We start from the raw sequence: 26,501 nt of genomic DNA, 5'->3' as shown, positions 1-26,501 counted from the left end.
CTGCTCCTCCGTTGTGGTCGTGGGTTGTGTTTGTTGAAAATCCCCCCGCCCGCCCTCCGCCCGGCGCCGGCGGCCGGGGCCTTCGCGTGCCGCCCCCCGGCCCACCCCCCGTGTCTCCAGGTCCGTCCGCTTCGCCGAATGGATCGCGAGCGTACGGCCCCTCGCCAGACCGGCGCCCGCGAGGACAAGGGCGCCGGAACAGGCGGCGTACAGGCGGGCGCTGTGGCCGTCGGCCCGGTGCAGGGCCCGGCACAGCCGTGGTTCGCCCGCGGCGGCAGCGGCGCCGCGGCCGCCGGGAACGACGACCGCCTCCGCACGCTCCACTGCCGACAGGTCCTCCTGCGCCCGGAACGTCACACCGGCGGATCCGCGTACCTCGGGGGTCTCGGCGGCGATCGCCACCGAGACGGGCGGTGCGCCCATCTCTTCCGCGATGGATCCGGCCTTGGCCAGAACGGCGTAGGCGCCGAAGAGATCGAGTTCATCCACCCCGGGGTAGGCGACTACGGCGATCACCGTGCCGGTGATCGGGACAGGAGGCGTGCGGGTCATCGAGACGACGCCTCCGGAATCTCGTCCTGCTTGTCCGCTTCGAGGCGGTCCAGCTGGCGGAAGCCCTCCTCGATGTCCGCGGCGCTGTACTTGGGGTGCCCGCCGACGGGTGACTTCAGGACGGGGACCGCCGCCGCCGGGAAGCCCGCGCGATTCAGCCGGGCGCTGGCGGCGGCGATCCGGATCAGGTCGATGATCACTCCGGCCGCGTTGCTGGAGTCCTGGACCTTCAGCTTCAGGTCGAGCGAGACCGGGGTTCCGGCCCAGCCGAGGCCCTCGATGTTCAGCATGGCGACCTTGTTGTCACCCAGGTGCGGTATGAAGCCGGCCGACGGGATGACCTCGACGTTGGAGGTGTCCACACCCTCCTGCGCCAAGGCGTTGAGCTTCGACTGCTGCTTGCTGGCCCCGTGCTCCCGCAGATTGCGGAAATCCTCGTTGCCGCCGAGATTCAGCTGGTACGAACTGGAGAGCGTCAGGCCGCGCTCGCTGAGCAGACCGAGCAGCGCGCGGTGCACCACGGACGTGCCGAGGTGGCTGGCCAGGTCGTCACCGACGAGCGTGACCTTGGCGTCCTCGTACGCGGTCAGAATCTCGGGGGACCGTGCGACCACCTCCGGCGTGCAGTTGACGAAGGCGACACCGGCCTCCAGGGCCGCACGGGCATAGGCCTCCGCGGTCCGCTGCAGTCCGGTCGGCAGCGAATAGAGCAGTACTTCGGCGCCGCTCTCCCGCAGCTGGTCCACGACTGCGCGGAATGCCTCCGACGACGGCTCCGTGTCCTCCTCGCGGGCCAATCCGGGCTGCACGGTTACCGGCACCTGCGGCAGCTCGACATCCAGCCTGGGGTAGTTGTTGGGCTCGGCGAGAACCGCCTCGGTGAACGGACGCCCCTTCTTGTTGGGGTGGATGTCGAAGGCCGCGACAAAGGATATATCGCTCACCGCGATGCCACCGATGATGGGCCGCTTGATTCCCGGGAAGTCGCTAGCGCTGACGCCCTGACCGGCTAACTTTTTATACATCTCCGCACCCTGGAAGAGCGCGGAGATATTGTTACCGACCCCGGCAACGGCAAGCCTGATGTCCTCAGCCATTACTTGACCACCGATCAGTTGATGTTAGGGGGTGTGGTGCGGTTGACGCACATGTCCGCGGAGTTTTCTGCGGCGGAGCGACAGGAAGAGTTCTCCTGTTAGGTGCGCGAGGTCGTACGTATTTTCCGCATGGCCTCGTCCAGTAGACTCTGGGACCGGGCACCGTCCACGAAGGTCGGGGCTTCGGTGAGTGAACTCTCTGTGGAGAGACACAGCTGATAGATGTTCATCGCGTCGGCGGGGAACTCTTTGACCTGGCTCGCGGCGCCACGCTGATGGATGTGCAGCCGGCCTGATCCGTCGTCGGGATCGAGAACGGCGATGACGCCGCCCTGGGTGCCGTTCAGTTCCACCCGAAGCTGCCGGTGTGCGGAAACCCGGGAAGTGAACACGCGCGCCGGGATTCCGGAGGCCGAAGAGAGCAGAACGTCGGCCAGGTCCTCGGTTTCCGCGGCAATGGTGCCGGTGTGGTGCAGGCGCTGTGCGAACGCCACGGATGACCGGACGTGGTCCACCGCCCACTCGTCCCCGGTCAGCCAGCGGAGCAGGTCGAACAGATGGACTCCCTGGTCAGCCAGAGTACCGGCGCCCGCGGATTGCCGTGTGTGACGCCAGGGCCACTGCGTCTCGGGGCCGCTCAGGAAGTCGTGATGGAAAGTGAGGTCACCCTGGAGGATGCGGCCGAAGAAGCCGTCCCGGCGCATCCGGGCCACTTCGCGCAGAGCCTGGTTCGCACGCCACTGGAAGGTGACGAATGCCGCCGAGCCCCGTTCCTCGGCTTGGCGCGCGAGGCGGTTGGCCGCATCACCGTCCACCGCGAGCGGTTTGTCGGATACCACGGTCAGACCGGCGTCGATGGCCGCCTTGAGTAACTCCTCGTGTGTCTCCGGAGGCGTCACCACGGCCACCGCATCGACGCGACCGCTACGTATGACCGAGAAAGGGTCCGATTCGATGATCGGAATGCTGAATCGTTTCGCTATACGGGTCGCCCGTAATCGATCATTTCGGTAGCACAGAGCCTCGACCGTTACGCCCGGCATGCTGGTGAGCCAGTCGACGTGCTGTTCGCCGAACCCGGTTCCCACGACTGCGAAACGCACAGCACTCCCTTCTCTCGTGAAAAGTCGTCACGGGACATATGGAGCAGTTTCTGATGCTCTTCGGTTCAGATGATCACCAAAGCGCAAGATCGTTGACCTTGAAACGCTTCCGCACACAGTAGGTGGGTCACACATGCGGCGCAACCACCAACAGTCGCAGGTCAGCTGATCACGAAGCGATACCTGCCCAGTCAGGTCTTCCGGCAAACGACCTTTGACGATGGTAGTTAACGGGCCAGTAGGCACGTTGCCGGTTTCGGACGGGCACGTATCGCCCCAATCACCTCGGGACCACTCCGCGGCGTGCTCGAACTCGTTGTCCGACTCCTCAACTCCGCCATCGCATGACGGAATTCAACCGGTGCACTGGCGGAAAACCCGCTGAAGGAGTCGACTTGCCATGGCCGAATTCCTACGCCCTGATGCGCCCGGCTCCCACGGGCCGCGGCGCATAGCCCTACCGGATAAAGCCGGCCCGGCAACGGGTGGCCGTCACCCGGTCTCCGGCCGCCCCGGCACGTCACCTCATCAGTGCGGCGCTTCGTGGTGGTCGTCCGCCTGCCAGGGCGGAGTGGAGACCGCGAGCAGCCGAGCCCCCTCGTCCCCGGCGACCACACCGTGCCGCACGCGGGGCGGGATGGCGACCAGGCCGCCGGAGGGGACGACGTGCTCGACGCCGTCGAGCGATACGGTCACTGCCCCGGAAAGCACGGTGTAGGTCTCCTCGATCCGCTCGTGGTGGTGGACGGCTATCACTGCGCCGGGCGCCAGTGTCGAGCAGGCGACGGAGTGGTTCTGCTGGTAGGCGCGGCAGTGCGGACCGACCAGTTCTTGCAGTACATGGCCGTCGGGGGACTCGGGTTCCCGCTCCTCTATCAGACCGAGATGCGCGGAACGCTTCGGCGGCGTCAGATACGACTCGGCGATGCGGCGCTGCAGGTGCGCCGGTACCGGGTGTATCCCGGGCGCCGCCGCGGACCAGTCGCCGCTCACGAGCCAGGCGCAGGTCAACACGGTGATGCCGGCGAACAGGTCCCACAGATCGTCGCCGAAGGTGTTGCCCGCGGCCAGATTGACCGGGCTCGCGCCGCCCAGCACGAACACGGCACGGTCGGCGATTCGGTACTCGACGACGCCGGGCCGCACCGTGCGGCCGGGACCCGTGCGCTCCAGGTGGCCGAGGTCGATCTCCCGCGGCGAGTGTCCGGCGTTCGCCAGCATCGCGCCGTCGGGCAGCCGGTCAAGGCAGGCCGCGTGGACGGCACCCGGTCGCCCTGTGGCTGTGACGACGATCTCGGCGGTGTGCGCGGCTGCCGATGCGGAGGACACCGTCTCGTGTCCCCGCAGCCGCGCGTCCAGCGCCCGGGACGGGTCGGGCTCGGCGACGGTGACCAGGGCGCCGAGCCGTCGGGCCCGGTCCGCGACTCCCTTGCCCACCTCGCCGTAGCCCACCACCAGCACGCGTCGGCCCTCAAGGGAGAGCCCGGTCAGCCAGGTGATGGCCGACCACACCCCGGCGGCGACATGGAACCGGTGCTCGACCTTCTCCTTCAGCGGTACGCGGGCCCACTCCAGCACCGGCATGGGAAGCTCGGCCAACCGGCCCAGTTGCCACAGGCCGGTGCTCGTCGATTCCACCGCGGCCAGTGGCGGACGGCCGCTCTCGATGAGAGCCTTGGTGAGGTCGCCGCCGGTGTCGAAGACCAGCTCCGGGCGCCAACGCACCAATCGTTCCAAGGAGTCGGCGCCGGTCGACACACTCACGCCGGCGTCCCGCAGCCGGCGCACCACCCGGGGATCGGCGGTGTTCTCATCGCAGCTGGAGACCTCCAGGTCGACCCCGGTGCCGGCCAGCCAGTCGAGGACGGGTACCGCATTCGCGGTCAGATGCCCGCGATAACAGAACCTCCGGAGCGGATACGACCGACCGTCGAGTTCCTTGACGAACCGCTCGGTGACCGGCATCGCATTCGATAACCAGTGGACGTGATCGGTGAAGTCCATCGGCACGTTCGCTCTCCTCATGGTGTGGAGGCCACCGGACAAGGCGTCGATGCTCGCACACCGCCGTGGATACCGGTACGCCGCCCGTACCGCCGTCTCCGGAGCCCGGTGCCGACGACGAGTCGGGCTCTTGGGGGCACGAGTCGCCACAAGACTCCGTCGCCGCGCGGATCCCGCGGCTCGTCCCGCACCGCGGCCGACGGGAGCCGCCGCGCGCGCCGACCGGCGGGGTGGCTTCCACGAATCGATTTCGCGCTGACCGACAACACTACGGTTGTCTGCATCTGTTCCCAGGGGCTATGTCCCCGGAGTGAGTGCCGTAGCCACCCGTTCGACACCGGAATAGCTCGCTGTTTCGCCCGCCCGCATGACCGTCGCAATCTCGCCATCGCTATCCACGGCAGAACAGCCACACCAACAGGGCCGGGCTGTTTACACAGGTCACGGCCGTCGATGACCCCGTCGCCGCAAGAGGGTCGGCCCAATGAAATCGGCCACAAGCCATTCCTCGGAGTTTCCCAATCCAAGATCATCTTTAACGCACCGTTGAACATATAGTTGCCGTCGCCTACGATACGAGTTCGCCTGAGCCCAGGTGACATTGGCGTCGTTGATGTCCGGCCCGGGTGAGACCGCGCGGACTCCGCTGCACCGCAATCCCAATACCCCTTCCATTTGGGAGTCGACTGTGATCGATCTGGGCATTATCGGTGGTACCGGTTTCTATAAATTCTTCGAAAGCTCCGGGGAGGAGGTTGTAAAAACGCCGTACGGTGACCCAAGTGCGCCAGTGACGCTGGCTACTTGGGAAGGTAAGCGAATCGGTTTCATACCGCGCCACGGACGGAATCATCAGTACTCCCCGCATCGTGTGCCGTATACGGCCAATGTGGCGGCGCTCAAGAAGCTGGGTGCGCGACAGATCCTTGGTTTCAACGTCGTGGGCAGCCTCTCCGCGAAGGTGTCCAAGGGCCACTTTCTGCTGATCGACCAGTTCATCGACCTGACCTGGGGCCGACACTGGACGACCTTCGACCGCCCCAACGGCGCCCACGCCGACCTGGCGGAGCCGTACTGCGGCCGGCTGCGGTCCTTGGCGATCGACGCTCTGGCCGACACGTCCGAGATCGTGCATCCCACGGCGACCGCGCTGATCATCAACGGACCGCGGTTCCAGACGAAGGCCGAAAGCCGCCTCTATAATTCCTGGGGGGTTGACGTCATCAACATGACCCAGTCGACCGAGGCGAGCGTAGCCCGCGAACTAGAGGTATGTTACGCAAACCTTTCCTTCTGCACCGACTACGGTGTCATCTCCGAAGACTTGGCGCCGGAGAGTGGAGACGCCCCGGTCCGGCATCAGGATGTAGTCGAGTCCTTCAACGGGAATATCGACCGGGTCGAGAGGGCGGTACGCAAGACTGTCGCCGCGCTGACCGAAGACAGCGAATGCGGCTGCCGGAGCGCGCTCGACCGGAGTTGGCTCAACCCGCACGAGCACGGGCAGCCCGAACTCGACGAGCGATAAGAGTGGGAGCGGCCGGGGGATGGCCTCGCCTTTCCCTCGGCGCGAAATCATCGAGGCGGACAACGGTCCCCGACGGTCAATCGTCAACCGTATGATCAGCGAATTATGAGGACTTGAGGCGTGACTTCGGTCGAGGAGAAGAGGGCACTGCGGGCCGCCCTGTTACTCGCAGGAGGACTGGCTCTCCTGCACATGCCCAGCGGTTTACCCGCGCCGCTCTATCCGCTCTACCAGTCGACGATGGGTATCGACTCCACGACCGTCAGCCTCCTTTTCGCGGCCTACGTCGCAGGCGTCATGGTCGGTCTGGCACTGATTCCCCTGATAGCCGGATACCGTCTGGTGCTGGTGTGGGCGTGTGGGCTTTCCATCGTCGCGGACGTCCTCTTCCTGATAGCCCAAGCACCGTGGGAGCTCTACGTCGGGCACCTCCTCCAAGGCATTGTGCTGGGGGTGTTCACCGGTGTCGTGCCGATTGTCCTGGCGCAGTTGGATCTCTCCCAGTCCAGCAAGCTGGTAGGTCGCGCCACGACATCGGCCAATGCGATCGGGCTGGCCGCGGGACCGGCCTGGAGCGGCCTGCTGCTGCAGATAGCCCCCTGGGACGGCCGGCTGGTCTGGGCCGTCCAGATCGTTGTGACGCTGGCCGTTATGCCGTTCATGCGCACGCGAGGGAGCGAGCGAGCCGAGCGACAGCCGGCCAGGCCGGGCGCGGTGCTGGCCGGTCTGTTCAAGGGCCTGGCATCACCGGGCGCGGTCCTCGCGGGGTTCGGCGCGTTCGTCGCCGGCGGTCTGCTGGCCGCGCTCGGCACGGTCGTCATCCATCGCGTCATCAAGGTGGAGAACGGCTTGGTCGAAGGCGTGGTCGTCTCGATGTGCTTTGTCTTCTCGGCCGTTTTCGGCGCCCTGCGTATCAAACGCAGTGACATCACCGTCACCGGTGCCGGGCTCGCCTGGCTGCTTGTGGGTTCCTTGGCCCTGAGCGTAACGGCGGTCTTCGCCAATATAGGCGTCATTGTGTTCGCCAGCATTCTCATCGGCATCGGTCAAGGGCTCGCCCTGCAGGGCGCCACCCAGATCATCGCTGTCAACCAGCCCGCGGCAACCAGGGGCGCGGCCGTATCGATCTTCTTCATCCTGTGCTACTTCGGCACAACCGCCGCCAGTCTGGGCATCGGCGCGGTCATTCCGTACACCGGTCTGGCGGCGGCCTTCGGCTACTTCTCCGTCGCCAACGCCGTGCTCTGTCTTGTCGGCCTGGTGCTCTGCGTCCTCGCGGCCCGCCGCGAGCGCGCGGCCACGGCCGGCGGGACACAACCCGATGTCTCGCTCAACCTCTGAACGACAACCCCTCGATGTGCCAACCGCCCCACCATCTGCAAGGCATGAACCGGACGGCCACTGAAGATCTCGGGGCTTTGGTTAGGCTGCCCGGATGCGAACCCCACCTTTCAACGTTGTGAAAAGTGTTGTCCGGAATCTGCGGGCGCATGGCATGGAGCCCGCTCTCGGCGGATCCGGTCTGCTCGTCGCACTCGGGCTCGCAGACCAGGCGAACGACTGGGACCTGACCGTCGACTCTCCGGGCGACGCGGTGCACCAGGCGCTGGTCGAGGGCGGGTTCGGGTTCACGGACAGGACCGGCGGCGATCGGCTGTACGGGACACGACGACGGTTCGTCATCGACGGCGGGGACCATTCGGTCGACCTGCTGGTGGGGTTCGCCGTGCGGACCGCCGACGAAGTCGTGCCGTTGCCTACCCGGGTCACCGGGGTGTGGAGGGAATTGCCGCTGGCCGATCCGGTGGTGTGGGAGCGGGCCTACGTCCTGCTGGGGCGGCCGGGAAAGGCGGCCTTGCTGCGGCAGTGGTTGTCCGACGACTGATGCCCGACGCCCCGTACCGAATCGGCCATCGGCCGGAACTGGAGTTCCGGCCGGCAGCCGTGTCGCACGGCCGCCGGCCCCGGCCCCTCGGGGGACCACAGGGGCGCCGCCGCAGAAAGGGAAGTCTCACAGTGATGGCGCGAGCCACGGCCGGAACCGACGCCTCACGCGTCACCAGTAGGGATGTCGCGCGCGCCACCGGCGTCTCACAAGCCACCGTCTCCCTCGTCCTCTGCGACAAATGGCGCGGCCGGGTCTCCCGGGCCAAAGCCGACGCCGTCCGCACCGCGGCACGCGAACTCGGCTACCGCCCCAACCACGCCGCCCGCAGCCTCCGCCTCGGCCGCACCCGCACGGCCCTCCTCATCGTCCCCGCTCTCACCACCGAATTCTTCGCCCGCGTCTACACCGGCGCCGCCCGCATCGCCGCCACCAACGGCTTCGGGCTCCTCCTCTATCCCTCGCCCGAAGGCATCGGACCCACCGCCGACCCCTTCGACTCCGCCCACACCGCCCTCGACGGCGTCATCGCCTCCTCCATGGCCACCCATGCGCTCAGCGCCATCCACGGCGAAGGCCTCCCCCTCGTCATGCTCGACAACGACCCCGACGACACCCCCGCCGTCGCCACCGTCAACCTCGACATCGCCCAGGGAGCCCGTCTCACCGCCCACCATCTGCTCGGCCTCGGCCACCGCCGGCTCACCCACCTTGCCGCCGCCGTCGACTCCTGGACCTTCCGCCTTCGCGCCGAAGCACTGGCGGAGACCGTACGAGCCGTGCCGGGCACGACACTCCGTACCGAGACGGCACCCCTCAGCGTGGACGCCGGACTGCATGCCGCGCACGCGGCGCTGACCATCTCGGCCCCCCGCCCCACCGCCCTCGTCTGCGACAACGATCTCCTCGCCGCCGGCGCCTGCAAGGCCGCCCGCCGCCTCGGCCTGCGCATCCCCGAGGACGTCTCCGTCACCGGCTTCGACGACCTCGCCCTGGCCACGGCCGTCGAACCCGAACTCACCACCATACGACTGCCCGCCGAAGAATTCGGCGCCGCCGGCATGCACACCCTCATCGACATCCTCGACGGTCACCCGCCCACGACACCCACCACACTCCCCGTCGAACTCCTCACCCGCGGCTCCACCGCCCCGCCACCCGCGTCCGCGCTACTCCACCCCATGCCCCTGGACCCGCGGCCCCTCCCCGGCGGATGATCACGCCATGCGCTTCGAACCGCGTTCCTTCCTCCTCCTGCACGGCTGGCAGAACCGCCGTCCCGAAGGCCACTGGCACCGCTGGCTGGCCGGTGAGCTGGCGGCCCTCGGCCATCAGGTGATCTATCCGCAGCTCCCGGACCCCGACGAGCCGGACCTGGACACCTGGGTCGACCGGCTCTCCGGCCATCTGGCCGAGCAGCGGTCCGCGGCAGTCGCCGAGCGGGTGGTCATCGGGCACAGCCTCTCCGTACTCCTGTGGCTGCACGCGGTCGCCCGTGGCGGGGCCGAGGCGGACCGGGTCCTGCTGGTCGCGCCGCCGTCGCTCGACGTGGTGGCCGGGATCGAGGAGGTCAGGGGATTCGGACAGCCCTCCCCCACCGCGGCGGAGCTGGCCGCCGCGGCCCCCGGCGGGACGAGGCTGGTCGCCGGGGACGACGACCCGTACTGCCCGGGCGGCGCCGACCGGCAGTACGGGGTGCCGCTCGGCATCGACACGGATATCGTCCCCGGGGCAGGGCATCTGGACCTGGTGGCGGGCTACGGCGTCTGGCCGTCGGTCCTCGACTGGTGCCTGGATCCCTCGGTACGCCTGGTGGCCAGGCCCGGCGCGCCCTCCTGACAGCCGGCCCGGATACGGCTCACATCCCTTCCGGGCCTCTCCGGGCGCCGTCAGACGATGGTACGGATGAGCTTCTTGTTGACGAACTCCTCGATTCCCGGCCGTCCGAGTTCGCGTCCGAAGCCGGAGCGCTTGACGCCGCCGAAGGGGAGTTCGGCTCCCTCGGCGCCGACGCCGTTGACGAAGACCATGCCGGCCTCGATGCGGTCGGCGACCCGTTCGGCCTGTGCCGGGTCGGTGGTGAAGACGTAGGAGCCCAGGCCGTAGGGGGTGTCGTTCGCGATCCGTACGGCGTCGTCCTCGTCGGTGGCGGCGAAGACCATGGCCACCGGTCCGAACAACTCCTCCCGGGCCGCGGGGTGTTCGGTGGTGAGGCCGGTCAGGACGCCGGCCGGGAAGTAGGCGCCGTGGCGTGTCCCGGTGCTGTGCAGGGTGGCGCCCCGGGCCACGGCCGCGTCGACCTGGCGACCCAGGTTCTCGGCCGCGGCGGCCGACGACAGCGGGGCGCCGGACTCGCCCGCGAGCAGGCGGGCGGTGAACCGCTCGACGAACGCTTCGTGGAGGTGGTCGAGGACCACGAAGCGCTTGGCGGCGTTGCACGCCTGTCCGGTGTTGTCGAGGCGGGCGGCGACGGCGGCGTCGACGACGGTGTCGAGATCGTCGGTGGACAGGACGATGAACGGGTCGGAGCCGCCGAGTTCGAGGACGACCTTCTTGAGGTGCCGTCCGGCGATCTCGGCGACGGCCGCGCCCGCGCGTTCGGATCCGGTGAGCGAGACGCCCTGGACCCGGGGGTCGGCGATGACGTCGGCGATCTGCTCATTGGTGGCGTACACATTGACGTAGGCCCCGGCGGGGAAGCCCGCCTCGGCGAACAGCTTCTCCAGCAGGGCCGCGGTGGCCGGGCACTGGGGCGCGTGCTTGAGCACGATGGTGTTGCCGATCGCCAGGTTCGGGGCGGCGAAGCGGGCGACCTGGTAGGCCGGGAAGTTCCACGGCATGATCCCGAGGAGTACGCCCACCGGGGTGCGCCGGAGGACGGCCGTGCCGGGTCCTGAGAGGACGTCGAGCGGTTCGTCGGCGAGGAACCCCTCGGCGTGGTCGGCGTAGTAGTGGTAGATGTCGGTACAGAAGTCGATCTCGCCCTCGGCCTCCGGGAGCGGCTTGCCCATCTCCGAGACGATGCTCGCGGCCAGCTCGGCGCGGCGCTCGGTGTGCAGGTCGCCGAGGCGTCGCAGCAGTGCGGCGCGCTCGGCCACGGAGCCGGCGCGTCCCCAGGCGGTGGCCGTGTGGGCGGCGTCGACGGCCGCCGTGACCTCGGCGTCCGTGGCGGTCCGATAGGTCGCGGTGACCTTGCCGGTGGTCGGGTCGGTGACGGCGTACATCAGGTCTCCTGGACGTGGTGGGGGCGGCGGCCCTTCGTGGCTTCCGGGCCGGGCGATGGAGTGGTTCACGGTTCGAGAATCGTACGGACTCCGGTATTCGACCGGAGGTCGTCGAAGGCCGCCGCCGCCTCGTGCAGGGGCCGGGTACGGCCCACGAGGTCGTCGAGGGGCAGTTGGCCCGCCAGGTAGAGGCGGGCCAGTTTCGGGATGTCGATCTCCCCGATGCTGGAGCCGTAGTTGCAGCCGAGGATCCGCTTGCCCTGGTCGGCGAGGTCGAAGGGGTCGAACGTGGCGGTCGCGCCGGTCGCCGCCATACCCACCAGAACCGCCGCCCCGCCCGAGGTGAGCATGGCGGGGAGCGTGCCGATGACCTTGGGGCTTCCGATCGCCTCGAAGGCGTAGTCCACCCCGCCCAGCTCCCGCCGGCACCAGTCGGCCACATCGGTTTCGGCGCCGTCGAGGACGTGGGTGGCACCGAAGCGCCGTGCGGCGGCGAGGCGCTCGGCCGAGAGGTCGACGGCGATGATGGGGTCCGCGCCGATCAGACGGAGACCCATCACGACGGAGAGTCCGACTCCACCGGTGCCGATGACCACGGCGGACTCGCCCGGGCGGACGCCCGCGGTGTTCACGACGGCGCCGACGCCGGTCGTGACGGAGCAGCCGAGGAGGGCGCCGATACCGAAGGGCAGCTCGTCCGGGACCTTCACCGCGGCCACTTCCGGCACGATCAGCCGCTCGGTGAAGGCACCGAGACCGAGGTACGGCCAGACCGGCTCGCCCCGGTCGTCCGCGAAGGCGGTGGTGCCGTCGGGGAGCGTATTGGCGACGGCCTTGGTGCCGGTGCACAGCCACGCCGTTCCTTCGACGCATCTGCGGCAGCGGCGGCACGGTGCGAACCAGGACAGGACCACATGGTCGCCGGGCTTCACCGAGGTGACCCCGGCCCCGGCCGCGGTCACCACTCCGGCCGCTTCGTGTCCGAGGACGAGAGGGCGGTCGCTGGGCCAGTCGCCCGTCACGACATGCAGGTCGGAGTGGCACACGCCGGCCGCGCGTACCTCGATCTCGACCTCGCCGGGACCGGCGGACCGGATGGACACCTCACGCGAGCCCAGTCCCCCGGTGGGGTCGAAGACGATGGCGGGGGAGAGTTTCGACGGCATCAGGACGCCTTCACTTGATCCGGGGAGGGGGTGGCGGGCCGGGAGGCCGCGCCGGCGGGGAGCTTGGTGTGGGGCTTGGCGATCACGATGTAGATCAGCCCGGCGACGAAGAGGGCGGAGAAGACCAGGATCACGGCCCAGACCTGGACCCAGCTGCCGTCGGCCGGGGCCAGCTCGCCCCGGGGCCAGGCGATGTTGACGGCCTCGAAGAGCAGCCACACCACGGCGACGATGTTGATCACCAGGCCGGCCCGGCCCAGCCGGAGCCGTCCATCGGCGGGGTTCCAGCGGCCGGTCAGCCGGGCGACGAGCGCCACGACCGCGACGCTGAGGAAGATGAAGTAGAAGCCGCCGGAGCCGAACGCGATCAGGGTCGCGGCGGCGTTGCCGTTCAGGCCCAGCAGCAGTCCGAGGCTGGCGAGCACGGCCGTCGCGATGAGCGAGACGTAGGGGATCTGGCGCGGCCCGACGGTGGCCAGCTTCGCGGAGAAGGGCAGCTGGCGGTCGCGGGCGAAGGAGAAGACTGCGCGGCCGATATACGTCTGGATCGAGATGGCGCAGGCGATGAACGCGATCAGGACGAGGAGGATGAAGGGCTTCTCGCTCCAGGCGCCGAGCCCCTCGGTGACGGCGGTGAAGACCGGGTCGGCGAGGGCTCCGGAGACGGCGTCCCCGGGGTCGCGCAGCGCGAGGGTCACGGCGAGCCCGGTCAGCAGGACCGTGAGGGCGACGAAGAGATAGGCGCGCAGAAGCGCCCTGGGGACGTTGCGCCGCGGCTGCTCGGTCTCCTCGGCCACCTGCGTGGTCGCGTCGAAGCCCAGGAACGCCCAGCCCGCGACGGCGAGAGCGGTCAGGAAGCCCGCCAGGGTGGAGCCGCCGGAGGCCGACTCCGCCCCGAGGGTCTCGAAGAGGATCCCGAAGCCGTTGTTGTGCGCGAAGACCAGCAGGAAGACACTCACCGCGATCGAGGCGACACCCTCGGCGATGATGCCGGCGTTGAGGAAGTGCTTCACCGGGTTGACGCCGAGGAGGTTGATCCCGAGTGCCACCGCGACGAAGACCACGCCCAGGAGCACATGGGTGGCGCTCGACGGGGCGCCGTCGCTGAAGAGCATGTGCAGCCAGGCGGCGCCCAGGTAGGCCACGGTGGTCAGGGACGCCACGGCGGAGGCCAGATAGATCCAGCCGACCAGCCAGCCCAGCCGTGGCCCGCCCAGTCGGCGCACCCACTGGTAGACCCCGCCCGTGATCGGGAACTGGGACGACAGCTCGGCATAGACCAGGGCGACCGTCAGCTGGCCGGCGAAGGCGACGACGACCGCCCAGATCCACGCGGGGCCCGCGAAGACGAAGCCCAGCTGGACGACGGCGTACACCCCGACGACGGGCGAGATCGTCGCGAATCCGATCGCGAACACGGCCCAGGCGGACAGGGTCCGTTTCAGCTCTTGCTGGTAGCCGTACTCGGCGAGTTCGCCGGTATCGGTGCGAGTGTCGTGCACGGTGGTCTCCTGTACAGGTGCTGGGCGCCGGGCCGCGCGGGCGGGCCGTTTCCGTGCCGCGGGATAGGGGGTCGGCACGGTGCGCCCCAGGTGCCGGTTCGCGCGGGAGCGGGGGGATCGCTCCGCCGATATCGGGGTGGGATGCCGTTTTGTGCTGCGGGTTTCGGCGATCCCATCACTATTGGTCACCTGGCCAATTGCTGATTGGTCACTCACTCAATAGCATTCGCTCCATGACGTCAAGGGATTCCGGCACACGAACCCGCCGCAAGGCACCCACCGAGCGCCGCCGGGAGATCGTCCGCGCCGCCGCGCAGGTGGGACTCGCCGAAGGACTGGAGTGCGTCACGCTGCGGCGGGTCGCCGACGAGCTGGGCGTCCAGCCCGGACTGGTCAGCCATTACTTTCCCGCCGCCGACACCCTGGTGGCGGAGGCGTTCACCAGCGCCACCGGGGCCGAACTCGACGGCCTCATCCCGGACGAACCCGCGGGCCCCGGGCACGAGACCCCGCTGAGCACGCTGCGGCGCTTCTTCGTCCTCATCGCGAGCACCGAGTTCGACAATGTCAGCAAGCTCTGGCTGAACGCACGGCATCTGTCGCGCTACCGACCCGTGCTCCGCGACCACGTCGTCGAACAGGAGCGGCTCTGGTGCCGCCGTATCGAACAGCTCATCGCGGCGGGCACGGGCGCGGGACTCTTCCGCTGCGCCGACCCGTGGGCCGCGGCCGTGCACATCCTCGTCGCGATCGACGGAAGCAGCGCCTACATCAACACCAGCGCCGGCGACCGTACGGACCCGATCGCCGACCTGGCCCGTACGGTCGCGGAGCGGGAGCTCGGACTGGCGCCCGCCGCTCTGGCGGCTTCCTGAGAGGGCCGGCGCCGCCCGTGTGTTCCGCGGTCGGCGCTACTCCGCCGGAGCCGGGGCCTGCCGGGCCGCGTTCCGGCGGTCGAGGGCCGCCTGGGCCGCTTGCCGCAGCCGCACATAGAACGGGTTGTCCTGAGGGGTCCCCCAGATGTGCAGGTAGACCAGCATCTGGTTGAGGACGGTGTCGTACTCGACCAGGGTGCCGGACGCGTTCCCGGCCGCCTCGCCCCAGCCGACCAGCCGGTCCCGCTGCTCGGACGAGATCATGTTCGCCCTGAAGAGCCGGTCCGCGTACCCCTCCAGTTTCTGCGGCTGGGCGCCGTAGACCAGCTTCTCCTCCAGCAGACTGCGCTGGAAATCGCCGAAACCGCCGGTCAGCGCCGCCAGGTCGGCAAGTGCCCGACCGCGCTCCGCGGCCAGGGCCGTGACCTCCGCGTTCGACGTTCCCGACGGCACCAGCTCCATTACGGAGCTGCTGCGGAACGCCTGGTGGGCCGCCACATGGGTCAGCTCATGGGCGATATGCCCCAATAGGAACGAGGTACCGCCCCTGACCTGGGTGTCCACATTGAAGGTGAACGCCGGAGGAGCGTCGCCGCGCGAGGTGAGCGTCATTCCCGAGGTGGCCACCGGGGGCTGGATCACGGTCACCAGGTCTTTCACGGCCATGAGTTCCGCGACGACGGCGCCGGTCACGTCGGGCAGCGGCCCGTAGTCGTCGCCCAGCGTGTCCAGCTTCCGCGTGAGGTCGCGGATCATCGCGTCGAACCGGGGCTGCGGAATGATCCGGGCCGCTGTCTGCGCCGCCCCGGCGGGGTTGCGGATGTCGAAGTAGGGGTTCAGTCCCCTGCTCATCGTGTCGTCGATCTCGGCCAGCAGATCCCGGAAGACCGCCTCGGAGTCCAGCTGTCCCCGAGCCGCCGCCGCCTCCCGGCCGAGCTGCTTGACGCCCTCGACGCGCTCCCCCTTGTCGTTCTTGTGCGAGAGGTAGTCGTCGCAGCTCCTGACGATGTCCATGAGGGCGAGCATGCGCGCGCCCTGGCGGCCGTCCGGAATCCGGTGGTACGTCTCAAGGGCCGTATCCACCTTGGCGATCTCGGAGTTCTCCCGCCGCCCGCTGAGCATCGAGGCGCGCGTGAGGGTCTTGAAATCGTCCAAGGCCATGACCCGGCGGGGCCCGGGCCCTTCCCCGGGACCGCCGGCACCGCCCTGGTTCTGCTGCGGGCTCGCGCTCGGCGGGTGGACCGGCCGGCTGTCGGTGCTTCCGGTGCCGGGCGTGCTGTCGGTGGACCGGGTCGGCACCGCGGGCGGGATGTGCCCCCGGGTGTTCGTGGGGATGTTCACGGTGTCGCTGACGTCCTCGATCCGCCCGAGGTAGTCGGCGGGCAGCGCGTCGAGGTCGCGCCGTGCGGCGGTGGCCATCAGACCGGTTTCTTGGACGCCGCCCAGCCGGCTGTCGCTGCGGAAGACATGGGTGGCGTCGGTCTTCCCGCCGTCGGTGGTGTCCAGGTACTCGTCGGGAAGGCCCAGGTAGTGGAGGAGTTCATGGACGAGCGTGCCGTCGTCGTGTCCGACGTCCCAGTGGAGCTGGTCGGCGCGGCCCGGCCGCGCGGTCCGCGTCAGGGTGACCGCTTCACCGTCGCCGGGCTCGGGACGCCGGAAATCGAGGGTGACTCGGAGCTGGTCGCCGGAGCGGGGAAGCTTGTAACCGCTGTTCACCGTGGTGTCCAAGATGTTCTGCAAACGGGTCTCCAGGCTCTCCACGGCGGAGGCGTCGAGGTCACCGGCCGGCCTGACGGGCAGGGTCAGCCGGAAGTGCCGTACGACTCGGCCGTCCTGGAGGTCCTCGCGGCGCACCTCGTGGCGGATCAGCGTCGCCGACCCGTTGAGCAGTCCGGGACGGCGGTCGCGCTGGCCCAGGACCGGGTCGAACCGTTCGGTGCGGACCCTGGCCCACGGGCCTTCGGCGTCGCCGGCCGCGGCCAGTTCGCGTGGTGTGACGAGCCGTGCGACCCGCTCGGCCGCGGCCCGGGGAGCCTCGGCCCGAGGGGGGCGGCCCCCGGTCGTCCGCGGGGGCGTGGCCGTGGTGTCCCGCGCGGGATCGATGACCGGCGGGGCTGGCGGGGTCGGTGGTGCGGGCGGGGCGGGTGGGATCCGGTTGAGGAGTTGGTAGGCGAGTGCGGCGCGGTCGCTTTCGGCGGGCCGGGGAGTGCCGGAGGAGGTGGCGACGGGCCGCGCCGTCGACGGACCCGGGTCAGCAGCGGCGACGGCCGGAGGGCCCGGGCGGGACTGCGCGCCGGGCGGGGCCGGGGCCTGGGACGGTGGTGAGACGGTCGGGACGGAGGACGATGACGCGTCCGGCACGGCGGGGGCGTCCGGGGCGGCCCGGCGGGCGTCCTCACGGCGGTCGAACGCCGTCTCGGCCGCCTGCCGGAGCTGCTCGTAGAACGGGTTGTTCGGCGGGGTCCCCCACAGATGGAGATAGACCAGCATCTGGTTGAGGACCGTGTCGTACTCGACCAGCGCGCCGGACGCCTCACCGGCCAGGCCGTCCCAGGTCACCAGGCGCTGCTTCTCCTCGGCGCTGATCTTGTTCGCCTTCAGGAAGCCGCCCGCGTACACCGCGAGCTTGTGCGGCTGGCTGCCGTAATCCAGCTTCTCGTCCAGCAGGGAGTGCTGGAGATCCCCGAACGCCCGGTCTCCGCGCAGTGTGCGCTTCAGCCCTTCGAGTGTCCGCTTGCGCTCCGCCGCCAGCTCCCGGATCTGCTGATCGGTGGCCCGGGAGGGTGCCAGCTCCATCACCGCGCTGCTGCCGAAGGCCTGATGAGCCGCCACATGGGTCAGTTCATGGGCGATATGCCCCAGCAGGAAGGAGGAGCCGCCCCGGGCCTGTGTGTCGACGTTGAAGGTGAACGCCGGAGCTCCGTCGGGGCCGGGGGTCAAGGTCATTCCCGACCTGGCCTGCGGGTACTGCATCCTGGACACCAGGTGCCGTACGTCCATCACCTCCCCGATGGCGCGGCGCGTCACAGGCGGCAGCGACGCGTTGTCCCGAAGCGCCCCCAACTGGTCGACGTATTCGTCCATCACGTCGTGGAACCGCTCGGGCGCGAGCGCCTGGGCGGCGTGCTGGACATCGCCGGCCATCCACGGGTGCTTGCTGCCCGGGTTCTCGACCGACCGCATCACCCGGTCGATCTCGCCCAGCAGACCGCGGAAGCGCGTCTCGGGGTCCAGCCGCCCCATCCCCGCCTTGATCTGCTCCCTGAGCGCTCTGACGCCTTCGACCCGGCCTCCCTTCCCGCCCTTGTGCTCGATGTAGTCGTCACACACCTTGATCGTGTCGACGAAGGCACGCAGCCGCCCCGCCGGGCCGGTGTCGGACGGCAGGTCGCGCAGGGTTCTGAGGGCCTGGTCCACCCCGGCGATCCCGGAGTTCGCGCGGCCCGTCAGGACGGACGACGGGGTCTTCGCCTTGAACTCGTCCGGGCTCATGATTCCGTCGGAGTTCCAGGCGGCGGAGGCGGATCCCGTTCCCGGGTGGGGGTCGCTCTTGGGAGGGGCGGCGCTCGGAGCGTGCGCCGGGGCGTCGGAGGGCGAGGGTTCCGAGGTGGTCGGGATCGGTGCGGTGGACGGGCCGGTGCTCTCCGGGGCGCGTTCACCGGTACGGGCGGCGTCCCGGCGGGCGAACGCCGCCTCGGCCTCGTCCCGCAGCCGCGCGTAGAAGGGATTGTCCGAGGGGGTCCCCCACATATGCAGATAGACCAGCATCTGGTTGAGCACCGTGTCGTACTCGACCAGCGTGCCGGACGCGTCTCCGGCCGCCTCGTCCCAGGAGAACAGACGGTCCCGGTCGGCGGCTTCGATCTTGTTGTGACGGTGGAAGAGGCCCGCGTACTGCTTCAGCTTCCCCTTGTCCTTGCCGTAGTCCAGCTTCTCCGCCAGCAGGCTCCGCTGGAAGTCGTCGAACGAACCGTCGTCGGCCAGGGCCAGCAGTTCCTCGATCACCTTCGCGCGATCCCTGGCCAGCGCGCCGACCTCCGCGCCACCCGTTCGCGGCGGCATCAGCTCCATCACGGCGCTGCTGCCGAACGCCTGGTGGGCCGCGACATGCGTCAGCTCATGGGCGATATGCCCCAGCAGGAAGGACGTGCCGCCCCGGGGCTGGGTGTCGACGTTGAAGGTGAACGCGGGCGCCCCGTCGGGGCCCGGGGTCAGCGTCATCCCCGCGTGGCCCATGGGGTAGCGCATCACGGTCACCAGGTGCCGTACGTCCGTCAGCTCGTCGATGACGCGGCGGGTCACGGGCGGCAGCGACGGGTCGTCGCGCAGCGCGAAGAGTTCGTCGACGAAGTCACCGATCATCGTCTGGAACTGCTCGGGCAGGACGACTTGCGAGGCCCTGCGGGCCTCGTCGGGCAGCATGGGGCCCTCGTGCTGTCGCCCCTCGGCCATCAGGCGGTCGATCTCGGCCAGATGGTTCCGGAAGATCGTCTCACCCAGCGGACTCCGCTCCGCGCGTATCTGGTTGCCGAGCTCCTCGGCTCCCTCGACCCGCGCCCCTCTCTCGTCCCCCTTGTGCTCGACGTACTTCTTGCACGCCGTGACGATGTCGTTGAGGGCGAAGAGCCGTTCGATGGGCGCGGAGTCGTCCGGCAACCGGTGGAAGGCCCGGAGGGCGGTGTCCACCCCGCTGATCCCGGACCGGGAACGCAGCGACGTCACACCGGACGTGGTCCTCCGCTCGAACTCCCGCGCGCTCATCGTCCCGGCGCTGTTCGCGGCCGTGGAAGCGGAGGACGCACCGTCGGTCCGGCGCGGGCCGGCACCGGCCCCGGGGTCGCCCTTCGGCGGACTGGCGCTCGTCGGGTTGACCGGGGTCTCGCCGGAGGCCGGCAGGCGGTCGCGCCTGGCGGAGGGGGTCGTATCCGTACGAGCGCTCTCCCGGCGCCCGTACGCCGTCTCGGCCGCCTGCTGGAGATACGTATAGAAGGGGTTGTTCGGCGGGGTCCCCCACAGATGCAGATAGACCAGCATCTGGTTGAGCACCGTGTCGTACTCGACCAAGGTGCTGGACGCGTCCCCGGCCGCCGCGCCCCAGCCCCTCAGCGTGTCCCGCTGCTCGGAGGTGATCCTCGGCGGCTTCGCGCCGAAGAGGGCCTCCGCGTACTTCTCCAGTGCGCCCGGCTTGACGCCGTAGTCGAGCTTCTCCTTGAGCAGGCTCCGCTGGAAGGCGTCGAACGCCTGGTCGTCCGCCAGCTCCTTCAGACGGTTGATCACCTTCCCCCGCTCCGCCGCCAAGCCGGCGACCTCGGCGTTCTCCGTCCCGGCCGGCACCAGCTCCATCGCCGGGCTGCTGCGGAACGCCCGGTGGGCCGCCACATGCGTCAGCTCGTGGGCGATATGCCCCAGCAGGAAGGAGGAGCCGCCCCGGGACTGTGTGTCGACATAGAACGTGTACGCCACATTCCCGTCGGGGTCCGGGGTGAGGGCCATCCCGGGCTTGGCGATCGTGGGCCTCATGACGGTCACCAGGTCTTTCACCTCCATCAGTTCCCCGATGACGGCGCCGGTCACGGCGGGGAGCGCGGAGTCGTCGCGGAGCGTGTTCAGATCCTGGACGAGATCGTCCATCATGCGATGGAAATCGGCGGGCGCCATGGCCCTGGCGGCGTCCCGCATCTCGTCGTTGATCAGGCGCTTGTCCATATCCGGGTTCTCCCCCCGGCGCATCGTGCCGTCGACTTCGACGAGGAGATCCCGGAAGACCTTCCCGGAGTCGAGACCCGATCGGATGTCCGTCGCCCGCTGGATGAGCAGTTGGACGGCCCCGTCCCGGGTCCCCCGGCGGTGCGGGTTGGAGAGGTACTGCTCACTCGCCCTGACGACGTCCTTGAGAGCGAGCAGCCGGGCGCCGTCCCGGTCCGCCGGGACCCGGTGGTACTCCTTCAGGGCGATGTCGACCCTGCCGATGTTCGCCTGCTCACCGAGCTTCCTGACCCCATCGACGCGCGAACCGTCCTTGTCTCCCTTGTGTGCGAGGTATTTGTCGCACTCCAGGACGACGCGGCCGAGGGCGGCGATCCGATCGCCCGGCCCGGTGTCGGCCGGCAGGTCGTGGAAGGCCCGGAGGGCGTGGTCCACATCGCCGATCGTGGAGTTGGAGCGCCGCCCCGACGTGGTCTCCTTGTCGAACTCGGGGAAGCTCATCACCTCGCGGCCGTTCGGCGGCGCGGAGGCGGATGCCGCCCCCGGGCCCGTACCGGACGGTGTGGTGTTCCGTTCGAACTCCTCCGTGCTCGGCATCGGGGGCCGCTGCGGGGGGCTGCCGCTCGGCGGGTGGGCCGGATCGGCGTCCGGGGCGAGACGGGATTCGGTGGTGTCGTTGCTGCCAGGCGATTCGGTGGTGCCGGTGGTGTTGGTGGTGCCGGTGGTGTCCGTGGACAGGGTCGGCAGCTCGGACGTGGAGGGTCCCCGGGTGTGCGAGGGGATGTTCACGGTGTCGCTGACGTCTTCGATCCTCTGGAGGTGATCGAGGGGCAGCGTGTCGAGGTCGCTTCGTTCGGCCCCGACCATCGGGCCGGTGGTCCGGACACCGGTGAGCCGGCTGTCGCTCCGGAAGACATGGGTGTCGTCGGTCTTCCTGCCGTCGGTGGTGTCCAGGTACTCGTCGGGGAGCCCGAGGTAGTGCAGGAGTTCATGGACGAGCGTGCCGTCGCCGTGCGCCAGGTCCCAGTGGAGCTGGTCGGCACGGCCAGGTTCCCGGTCCCGGGTCAGGGTGACGGCCTCACCGTGCGTGGCGTCGGGCTCCAGCTCGACGGTGACCCGGAGCCGGTCACCGGACCTGGGGAGGTCGTAGCCGCTGTTGAGCGTCTCGTCCAAGGTCCGCTGGAGCCGCGTTTCGAGCTGCCGCACATCCCCGTCGCCGAGGCCGCCGACCGGTCGGACGGGCAAGGTGATCACGAAGTGGCGGACGGTACCGCCGTCCGGGGAGTGTTCGCGGCGTACATGATTGCGGATCAGTGTCGTCGACCCGTTGAGCAGACCCGGCCGGCGGTCGCTCTGGCCCAGCTTCGGGTCGAACCGCTCCGTATGCACGGCGGCCCATGCCGCGCCGTCGAACGCGGACGCGTCCTGGGACCCGGGCAGTGCTCCGGCGGGTCGGACCATCACCCGGGGCGGGCGCGGAGAGGTCGCCCCGGGCGCGGGACGGGTGGGGGCAGTGGTGGAGCCCGCCGGGGCCTGGGAGGTCTGGAGGGTGGTCGTCGGGGTGGCGGGCGGCTGCCCCGAGGTGGTGGGGACCGGCGAGGCGACCGGCCCGGTCGCGGTTCCGGCGGCGTCCTGGCGGGCGGCCTCACGGCGGTCGTACGCGACCTCGGCGGCCTCCTTCAGCCGTACGTAGAAGGGATTGTCCTCGGAGATGTCCCACTGGTGGAGATAGACCAGCATCTGGTTGAGGACGGTGTCGTACTCGACCAGCGTGCCGGACCCCTCATCGGCCGCCTTGTCCCATGCCAGCAGGCGGTCCCTCTCCTGCTCGGTGAGCTGTCGGGGGCCGGGCTCCGGGGACCGCCCGGCCGCGGTGGCCTCCGCCGCCTCGGCGTCCTTCTTCGTCTTCGCGCTCCAGAAGGCCTGCGCGTACTGCCCGAGCTTTCCCTTCTGCTTCCCGTAGCCGAGCTTCTCGTCCAGCAGCAGCCGCCGGACATCGCCGGGACCCCCGAACTCCGTGCTCCCGTCCAGGTCCTTCTTCAGGTCGGCGAGCACCTCGCGGCGCTCCTTCGCCAGTTGCCTGATTCCCTCCACCGTGGTGCCCGTGGGGGCCAGCTCCATCACCGGGCTGCTGCCGAACGCCTGGTGGGCCGCGACATGCGTCAGCTCATGGGCGATATGCCCCAGGAGGAACGACGTACCGCTTCTGGCCTGGGCGTCGACATTGAACGTGAAGGCCGGCGCGGCGTCGGTGGCGGAGGTGAGCTTCATTCCGCCCTTGCCGTACTGCATCACGGTCACCAGGCGTTCGATGTTCATCAACTCCCCGATGACGTCTCCGGTCACCTCGGGCAGGGTGGTGTCCGCGCGGAGTGCGAAGAGCTTCTGGACGAGTTCACCCATGATCGATTGGAACCGGTCCGCCCGGATCGCCAGGGCGGCCTTCTGAGCGTCGCCGGGCAGTGTCGGGGCCTCGTGGAGCCGTCCCTCGTTCACCAGGGTGTCGAGTTCCCCCAGACGCTCCCGGAACGTCTCCTCGCCCAGCCGGCTCCCCTCCGTACGCGCCTGTTCGCCTACTTCGCGGACGACGTCGGCGCGCGGGCCCCCACGGTCACCGTTGTTCTCAAAATACTTGTCGGACGCCTCGGCCACGGTCCTGAGGGCTGCCAGCCGGTCCATCGGCCCGGCGCCGTCCGGCAGTCCGTGGAGCGCTCCGACGGCGGTGTCCACCACCGCGATGTTCGCCTGCTCACGCAGCCGCCCGACGTCCGCGACATGCGGACCTCCGCCGTCCCCCTTGTCCTTGAGGTACTTGTCGGCCATGGTGACGAGCTGTTCGAGGGCTGTGCGCCGTTCGGCCGGGCGGTTGGGTGGCAGCTCGTGGACGCGCCGGAGGAACGCCTCCACCTGGCCGACGCTCGCCCGCTCCCTCAGCTCCTTGACACCGTCGACGCGCGAGCCTCCCCCGCTCCCCTTGTGCTGGAGATAGGTGTCGCACGCCTTGACGACATTGCCGAGTTCATAGGCACGGTCCGACGGATCGGCGTCACCCGGCAGCCTGTGGTACCCGGCGAGGGCCTTGTCCACCGCGTTGATCTCGGATTTCGAGCGCCCCACGAAACGGGACGAGGGGGTCTGCTGCTCGAACTCCCTCGCCGTCATCATCCCCTCGCCGGGCCGCACGACGGAGCGGGGGATCTCGCGGGGGCCCGAATCGGACGTCGTGGTCCTCTGCTCGAACTCCGCCGGACGCATCACCCCTTGGGCCCGGTGCGCGCCCGACCCCAGGCCGGAACCGTCCGTCAGGGGACTGAGGCTCGGGGGGAAGAGCGGCGTTTCGTCGGGGGCGACACGGGACCGCCGGTCGGACGACGTCTGCTGTTCCGCGTCGGGCGAGGGTGTCGAGACCATCGGGGCCTGTACGGATTCCTCGGCGCGGGTGCGGTCGCGGGCGCTGTCGTGGTCGCGGGCGCTGTCGTCGGATGCCGTATCCGGTACCGGGCGGGCTTCCACCGGGGCCGTATCGCCCGGGGAGTTCGCCGCGGGGACGGTCGTGCCGTCGGAGCTCGTGACCGGTGGGACCGGCGGGATCGGTGTGTCGGTCGTGTTCTCGTCGCCGGTCGACGAGCGGGGGGCGGAACCCTCGTGGTCGCCGACCGCCGGAACCGTACTCTCCGTGACGGGTCGGCTCTGCTGCCCCGCCGGTTCTTCGTTCCCCTGGTCTCCGCCCTGGGTCTGGGTCTGGGTCTGGCCCTGGGCGGGGGCACCGCCTTCGGTGGAGAAGTCCGCCGGCTTGTGCGCGGTGGAGCCGGGCTCTCCCGGGCCGGAGTTCGAGGAGGACGAGGACGACGAGGAGACCAAGGAGGATGAGCCGGACGATCCGGACGTGTCGGACGCGTTCGTCTGCGACTTCGGCTGCTGCCCGCCGGTGCCGGAGGGCTGGGCGGCGGGAGACTGCGCCGTACTCGTGGAAGTGCCGCCACCGGCACCCGTGGCCGTGGCTGTCGGGCCGGAGGTCATGGTGAGCGGGGGGACCACCGGCTGTTCGCCGTCCCGGCCGCCCGGCCCCGTAAGCCCGTCCCCGTCGTCGTTCCCCTCCGACGTGGACGAGTCGCCTTCCCAGGGCACCAGATAGTCGAGGTCGTCGTCCTCGTGGGCGAAGAACTCGTCGAGGCCGTAGTCCGGTACCTCCTCGGTGAGGCTGCCCGTGCCCTTCTCGGGATCCGCGCCCACGGCGGCCGAGGACGAGTCGGCGTCACTCCCCGTACCGATGTCACCGCCGGTCGGGCCACTCGGCGGCTCCATGCCCAGATTTCCGCGCAGCCCCATGGCGAGGTTCTCGCCGCCCGCCTCCATCATGGCGCCCAGCCGGCCCTCGACCATGCCGGAGGCGAAGGTGAGCCCGGACGTCGTGAAGGTGTGCTCGTCGGAGAAGATCAGGTTGTACATGCCCTCGGAGACGGCGGCATGGGCGCCTTCGAAGACGCCGCGGCCCGCGCCCTCCACGATCGTCCGCATAATGCCGGCGCCCAAGGCGTCGGAGACACCCTTGGTCAGTACCTTGGTGAGGTCTCCGCCCAGGTTGTCCGTGATCGGCTTGAGCGCGCCCCCCAGGTCGTCGGGCAGCCCCCTGGTGCCGGTCTTCTCCAGGAGCGTACGGGCCCAGTTCTCCCCCGCCTCCCGGGCGATGTCGTCGCCGGCCTTCGCGCCGAACTGCTTGCGGAACGCCTCGCCGACGTCCTTGACGAACGCCTCGGCCGCCAGGGGTCCGGCGGGTCCGTGGGTCTTCGGGAGGTGCTTGCCGAAGGCCTCGGTCAGGTCCCGGGCGAACGGGGTCGAGGGCTGCGGCGAAGCCTTCTCCGGCTCGGGGTCCTTCTTCGTCGGCTTCGGCTCGGGCTCCGGTGTCTCCGTCCGGGGCTTGCCGGAGTCCGGCGGCGGGGTGGCCCCTTCCGGCTCGGGCTTCGTCCGGCCCGGCGGGGCGGGGCTCTCCGTCTCCGGCTTCGGAGCCGGGGCTTTCGGCGGCGGGGCGGAGCCCTCCGGCTTCGGATCCGGGACCTTGTCCCGGTTGCCCTTCGGCAGCGGTACGTCCGGGTCCGCGTCCGGCTTCTTCAGGACCTTGTCGATCTGCTTGCCGAGGTCGCGTCCGGAGTCGAGTCCGAACATCTTCGCCATCAGCTTGCCGAAGCGGTCGCCCAGGAAGTTGAACGGGCCGGCCAGGATGCCCTGGACCATGCCCGACAGGGCGGCGTTCTTGGTGAGGTCGGTGTCCCATTCGTCGCGGGAGCCCTGGTTCAGCTGGACCCACTGGATCATGGCGTCCATGGCCACGCCCATACCGACGTTGATGATCTGATGCGTCAGCAGTGTCACGATCATCCGGCCGATCCACGACTTCAGGATCACCCGGACGATCGCCATCTTCTGCAGATAGACGGCGATGGAGGCACCGAAGAAGAAGGCCGTGGCCGCCGCGATCGCGGCCTCGATGAGCAGCGCCACCAACTGGGCGATGATCATGTACTTGGTGTACTGGAGCTGGGTGGCGCTCTTGCGGGTGAAATCCGCCATGAGCTGTGCCTGGTCGCCGACGGCTTTGAAGTAGTCCAGTCCCTCCTGGCCGCCGAGGAAGGACTTCATCGCCTCCTGGTACATCGTGGCGGCGTCCCCGCCGAACTTGTCCTTGGTGAAGCCGAGCGCCTCGGCCACCAGGGCCTGGAACTCGCCGTTCAGTTTCCCGTGCAGATCGCGGTGCACCTCGGCGAGGGCGAACATCTTGTCCTCGTCGCCGTCGGGCGGGACCTCGCCCGTCAGAATGGCGAACAGCCAGGCGCACTCGGGGGGAAACTCGATCGACATGGG

The 26,501-nt window shown here is 69.5% G+C and carries 14 protein-coding genes; 6 read left to right on the top strand and 8 right to left on the bottom strand.

Going from position 1 to position 26,501, the window contains the following annotated elements; all coding sequences use genetic code 11:
* The 4 genes from ACFXG1_RS04690 to ACFXG1_RS04675 all read right to left on the bottom strand — a co-directional run.
* On the bottom strand, positions 1–552 hold a 552-nt coding region (locus ACFXG1_RS04690), incomplete at its 3' end, for a DJ-1/PfpI family protein (protein WP_384740969.1).
* Positions 549–1,496, bottom strand: coding sequence for an inositol-3-phosphate synthase (locus ACFXG1_RS04685; protein ID WP_384720019.1), 948 nt, complete (start codon positions 1,494–1,496; stop codon positions 549–551). The genes ACFXG1_RS04690 and ACFXG1_RS04685, both read right to left, overlap by 4 nt.
* A 251-nt stretch (positions 1,497–1,747) precedes the next feature.
* On the bottom strand, positions 1,748–2,752 hold the full coding sequence (locus tag ACFXG1_RS04680; protein WP_384720021.1) for a Gfo/Idh/MocA family protein: 1,005 nt from the start codon (positions 2,750–2,752) through the stop codon (positions 1,748–1,750).
* Between the two features lie 528 nt (positions 2,753–3,280).
* Positions 3,281–4,777, bottom strand: coding sequence for a cupin domain-containing protein (locus ACFXG1_RS04675; protein ID WP_384740966.1), 1,497 nt, complete (start codon positions 4,775–4,777; stop codon positions 3,281–3,283).
* Positions 4,778–5,444: 667 nt separating this feature from the next.
* On the opposite strand from ACFXG1_RS04675, the gene ACFXG1_RS04670 reads away from it, so the two are divergent.
* The 5 genes from ACFXG1_RS04670 to ACFXG1_RS04650 all read left to right on the top strand — a co-directional run bounded on the left by ACFXG1_RS04670 (position 5,445) and on the right by ACFXG1_RS04650 (position 10,008).
* The gene (locus ACFXG1_RS04670; protein ID WP_384718309.1) at positions 5,445–6,284 is read left to right on the top strand and encodes an MTAP family purine nucleoside phosphorylase; all 840 of its coding nucleotides are present in this window, start codon (positions 5,445–5,447) and stop codon (positions 6,282–6,284) included.
* A gap of 120 nt (positions 6,285–6,404) precedes the next feature.
* On the top strand, positions 6,405–7,625 hold the full coding sequence (locus ACFXG1_RS04665) for an MFS transporter (protein ID WP_384718311.1): 1,221 nt from the start codon (positions 6,405–6,407) through the stop codon (positions 7,623–7,625).
* Between the two features lie 154 nt (positions 7,626–7,779).
* Complete coding sequence (locus tag ACFXG1_RS04660; RefSeq protein WP_384718313.1) at positions 7,780–8,169, top strand: hypothetical protein; 390 nt, start codon at positions 7,780–7,782, stop codon at positions 8,167–8,169.
* Between the two features lie 134 nt (positions 8,170–8,303).
* Positions 8,304–9,386, top strand: coding sequence for a LacI family DNA-binding transcriptional regulator (locus tag ACFXG1_RS04655; protein WP_384718315.1), 1,083 nt, complete (start codon positions 8,304–8,306; stop codon positions 9,384–9,386).
* A gap of 7 nt (positions 9,387–9,393) precedes the next feature.
* Positions 9,394–10,008 (top strand): RBBP9/YdeN family alpha/beta hydrolase, encoded by a 615-nt coding sequence (locus ACFXG1_RS04650; protein ID WP_384740962.1) that lies wholly within the window; start codon positions 9,394–9,396, stop codon positions 10,006–10,008.
* Positions 10,009–10,058: 50 nt separating this feature from the next.
* Here the strand turns inward: ACFXG1_RS04650 and ACFXG1_RS04645 are convergent, their stop codons facing one another.
* From ACFXG1_RS04645 to ACFXG1_RS04635, 3 genes are all read right to left on the bottom strand, one after another.
* Positions 10,059–11,393 (bottom strand): NAD-dependent succinate-semialdehyde dehydrogenase, encoded by a 1,335-nt coding sequence (locus tag ACFXG1_RS04645; protein ID WP_384740959.1) that lies wholly within the window; start codon positions 11,391–11,393, stop codon positions 10,059–10,061.
* A gap of 65 nt (positions 11,394–11,458) precedes the next feature.
* The gene (locus tag ACFXG1_RS04640; RefSeq protein ID WP_384740957.1) at positions 11,459–12,559 is read right to left on the bottom strand and encodes an alcohol dehydrogenase catalytic domain-containing protein; all 1,101 of its coding nucleotides are present in this window, start codon (positions 12,557–12,559) and stop codon (positions 11,459–11,461) included.
* Positions 12,559–14,061 (bottom strand): APC family permease, encoded by a 1,503-nt coding sequence (locus ACFXG1_RS04635; RefSeq protein WP_384714875.1) that lies wholly within the window; start codon positions 14,059–14,061, stop codon positions 12,559–12,561. Before ACFXG1_RS04635 ends, ACFXG1_RS04640 begins: the two co-directional genes overlap by 1 nt.
* 233 nt (positions 14,062–14,294) lie before the next feature.
* On the opposite strand from ACFXG1_RS04635, the gene ACFXG1_RS04630 reads away from it, so the two are divergent.
* Complete coding sequence (locus tag ACFXG1_RS04630; protein WP_384740954.1) at positions 14,295–14,936, top strand: TetR/AcrR family transcriptional regulator; 642 nt, start codon at positions 14,295–14,297, stop codon at positions 14,934–14,936.
* Positions 14,937–14,972: 36 nt separating this feature from the next.
* On the opposite strand, the gene ACFXG1_RS04625 is transcribed toward ACFXG1_RS04630, so the two are convergent.
* A complete protein-coding gene (locus ACFXG1_RS04625; protein ID WP_384740951.1) occupies positions 14,973–26,498 on the bottom strand; it encodes a hypothetical protein in 11,526 nt (3,841 codons plus the stop codon).
* Positions 26,499–26,501: the final 3 nt, after the last annotated feature.

The organism is Streptomyces sp. NPDC059248, assembly GCF_042753905.1.
Taxonomy (GTDB): domain Bacteria; phylum Actinomycetota; class Actinomycetes; order Streptomycetales; family Streptomycetaceae; genus Streptomyces.
This window is presented reverse-complemented; position numbering and strand designations above follow the sequence as displayed.

Excerpts from the sequence above, each read along its gene's own strand:
- ACFXG1_RS04675 (WP_384740966.1), bottom strand. The coding sequence starts at position 4,777 with ATGAGGAGAGCGAACGTGCCGATGGACTTCACCGATCACGTCCACTGG.
- ACFXG1_RS04640 (WP_384740957.1), bottom strand. The coding sequence starts at position 12,559 with ATGCCGTCGAAACTCTCCCCCGCCATCGTCTTCGACCCCACCGGGGGA.
- ACFXG1_RS04630 (WP_384740954.1), top strand. The coding sequence starts at position 14,295 with ATGACGTCAAGGGATTCCGGCACACGAACCCGCCGCAAGGCACCCACC.
- ACFXG1_RS04645 (WP_384740959.1), bottom strand. The coding sequence starts at position 11,393 with ATGTACGCCGTCACCGACCCGACCACCGGCAAGGTCACCGCGACCTAT.
- ACFXG1_RS04655 (WP_384718315.1), top strand. The coding sequence starts at position 8,304 with ATGGCGCGAGCCACGGCCGGAACCGACGCCTCACGCGTCACCAGTAGG.
- ACFXG1_RS04660 (WP_384718313.1), top strand. The coding sequence starts at position 7,780 with ATGGAGCCCGCTCTCGGCGGATCCGGTCTGCTCGTCGCACTCGGGCTC.
- ACFXG1_RS04650 (WP_384740962.1), top strand. The coding sequence starts at position 9,394 with ATGCGCTTCGAACCGCGTTCCTTCCTCCTCCTGCACGGCTGGCAGAAC.
- ACFXG1_RS04625 (WP_384740951.1), bottom strand. The coding sequence starts at position 26,498 with ATGTCGATCGAGTTTCCCCCCGAGTGCGCCTGGCTGTTCGCCATTCTG.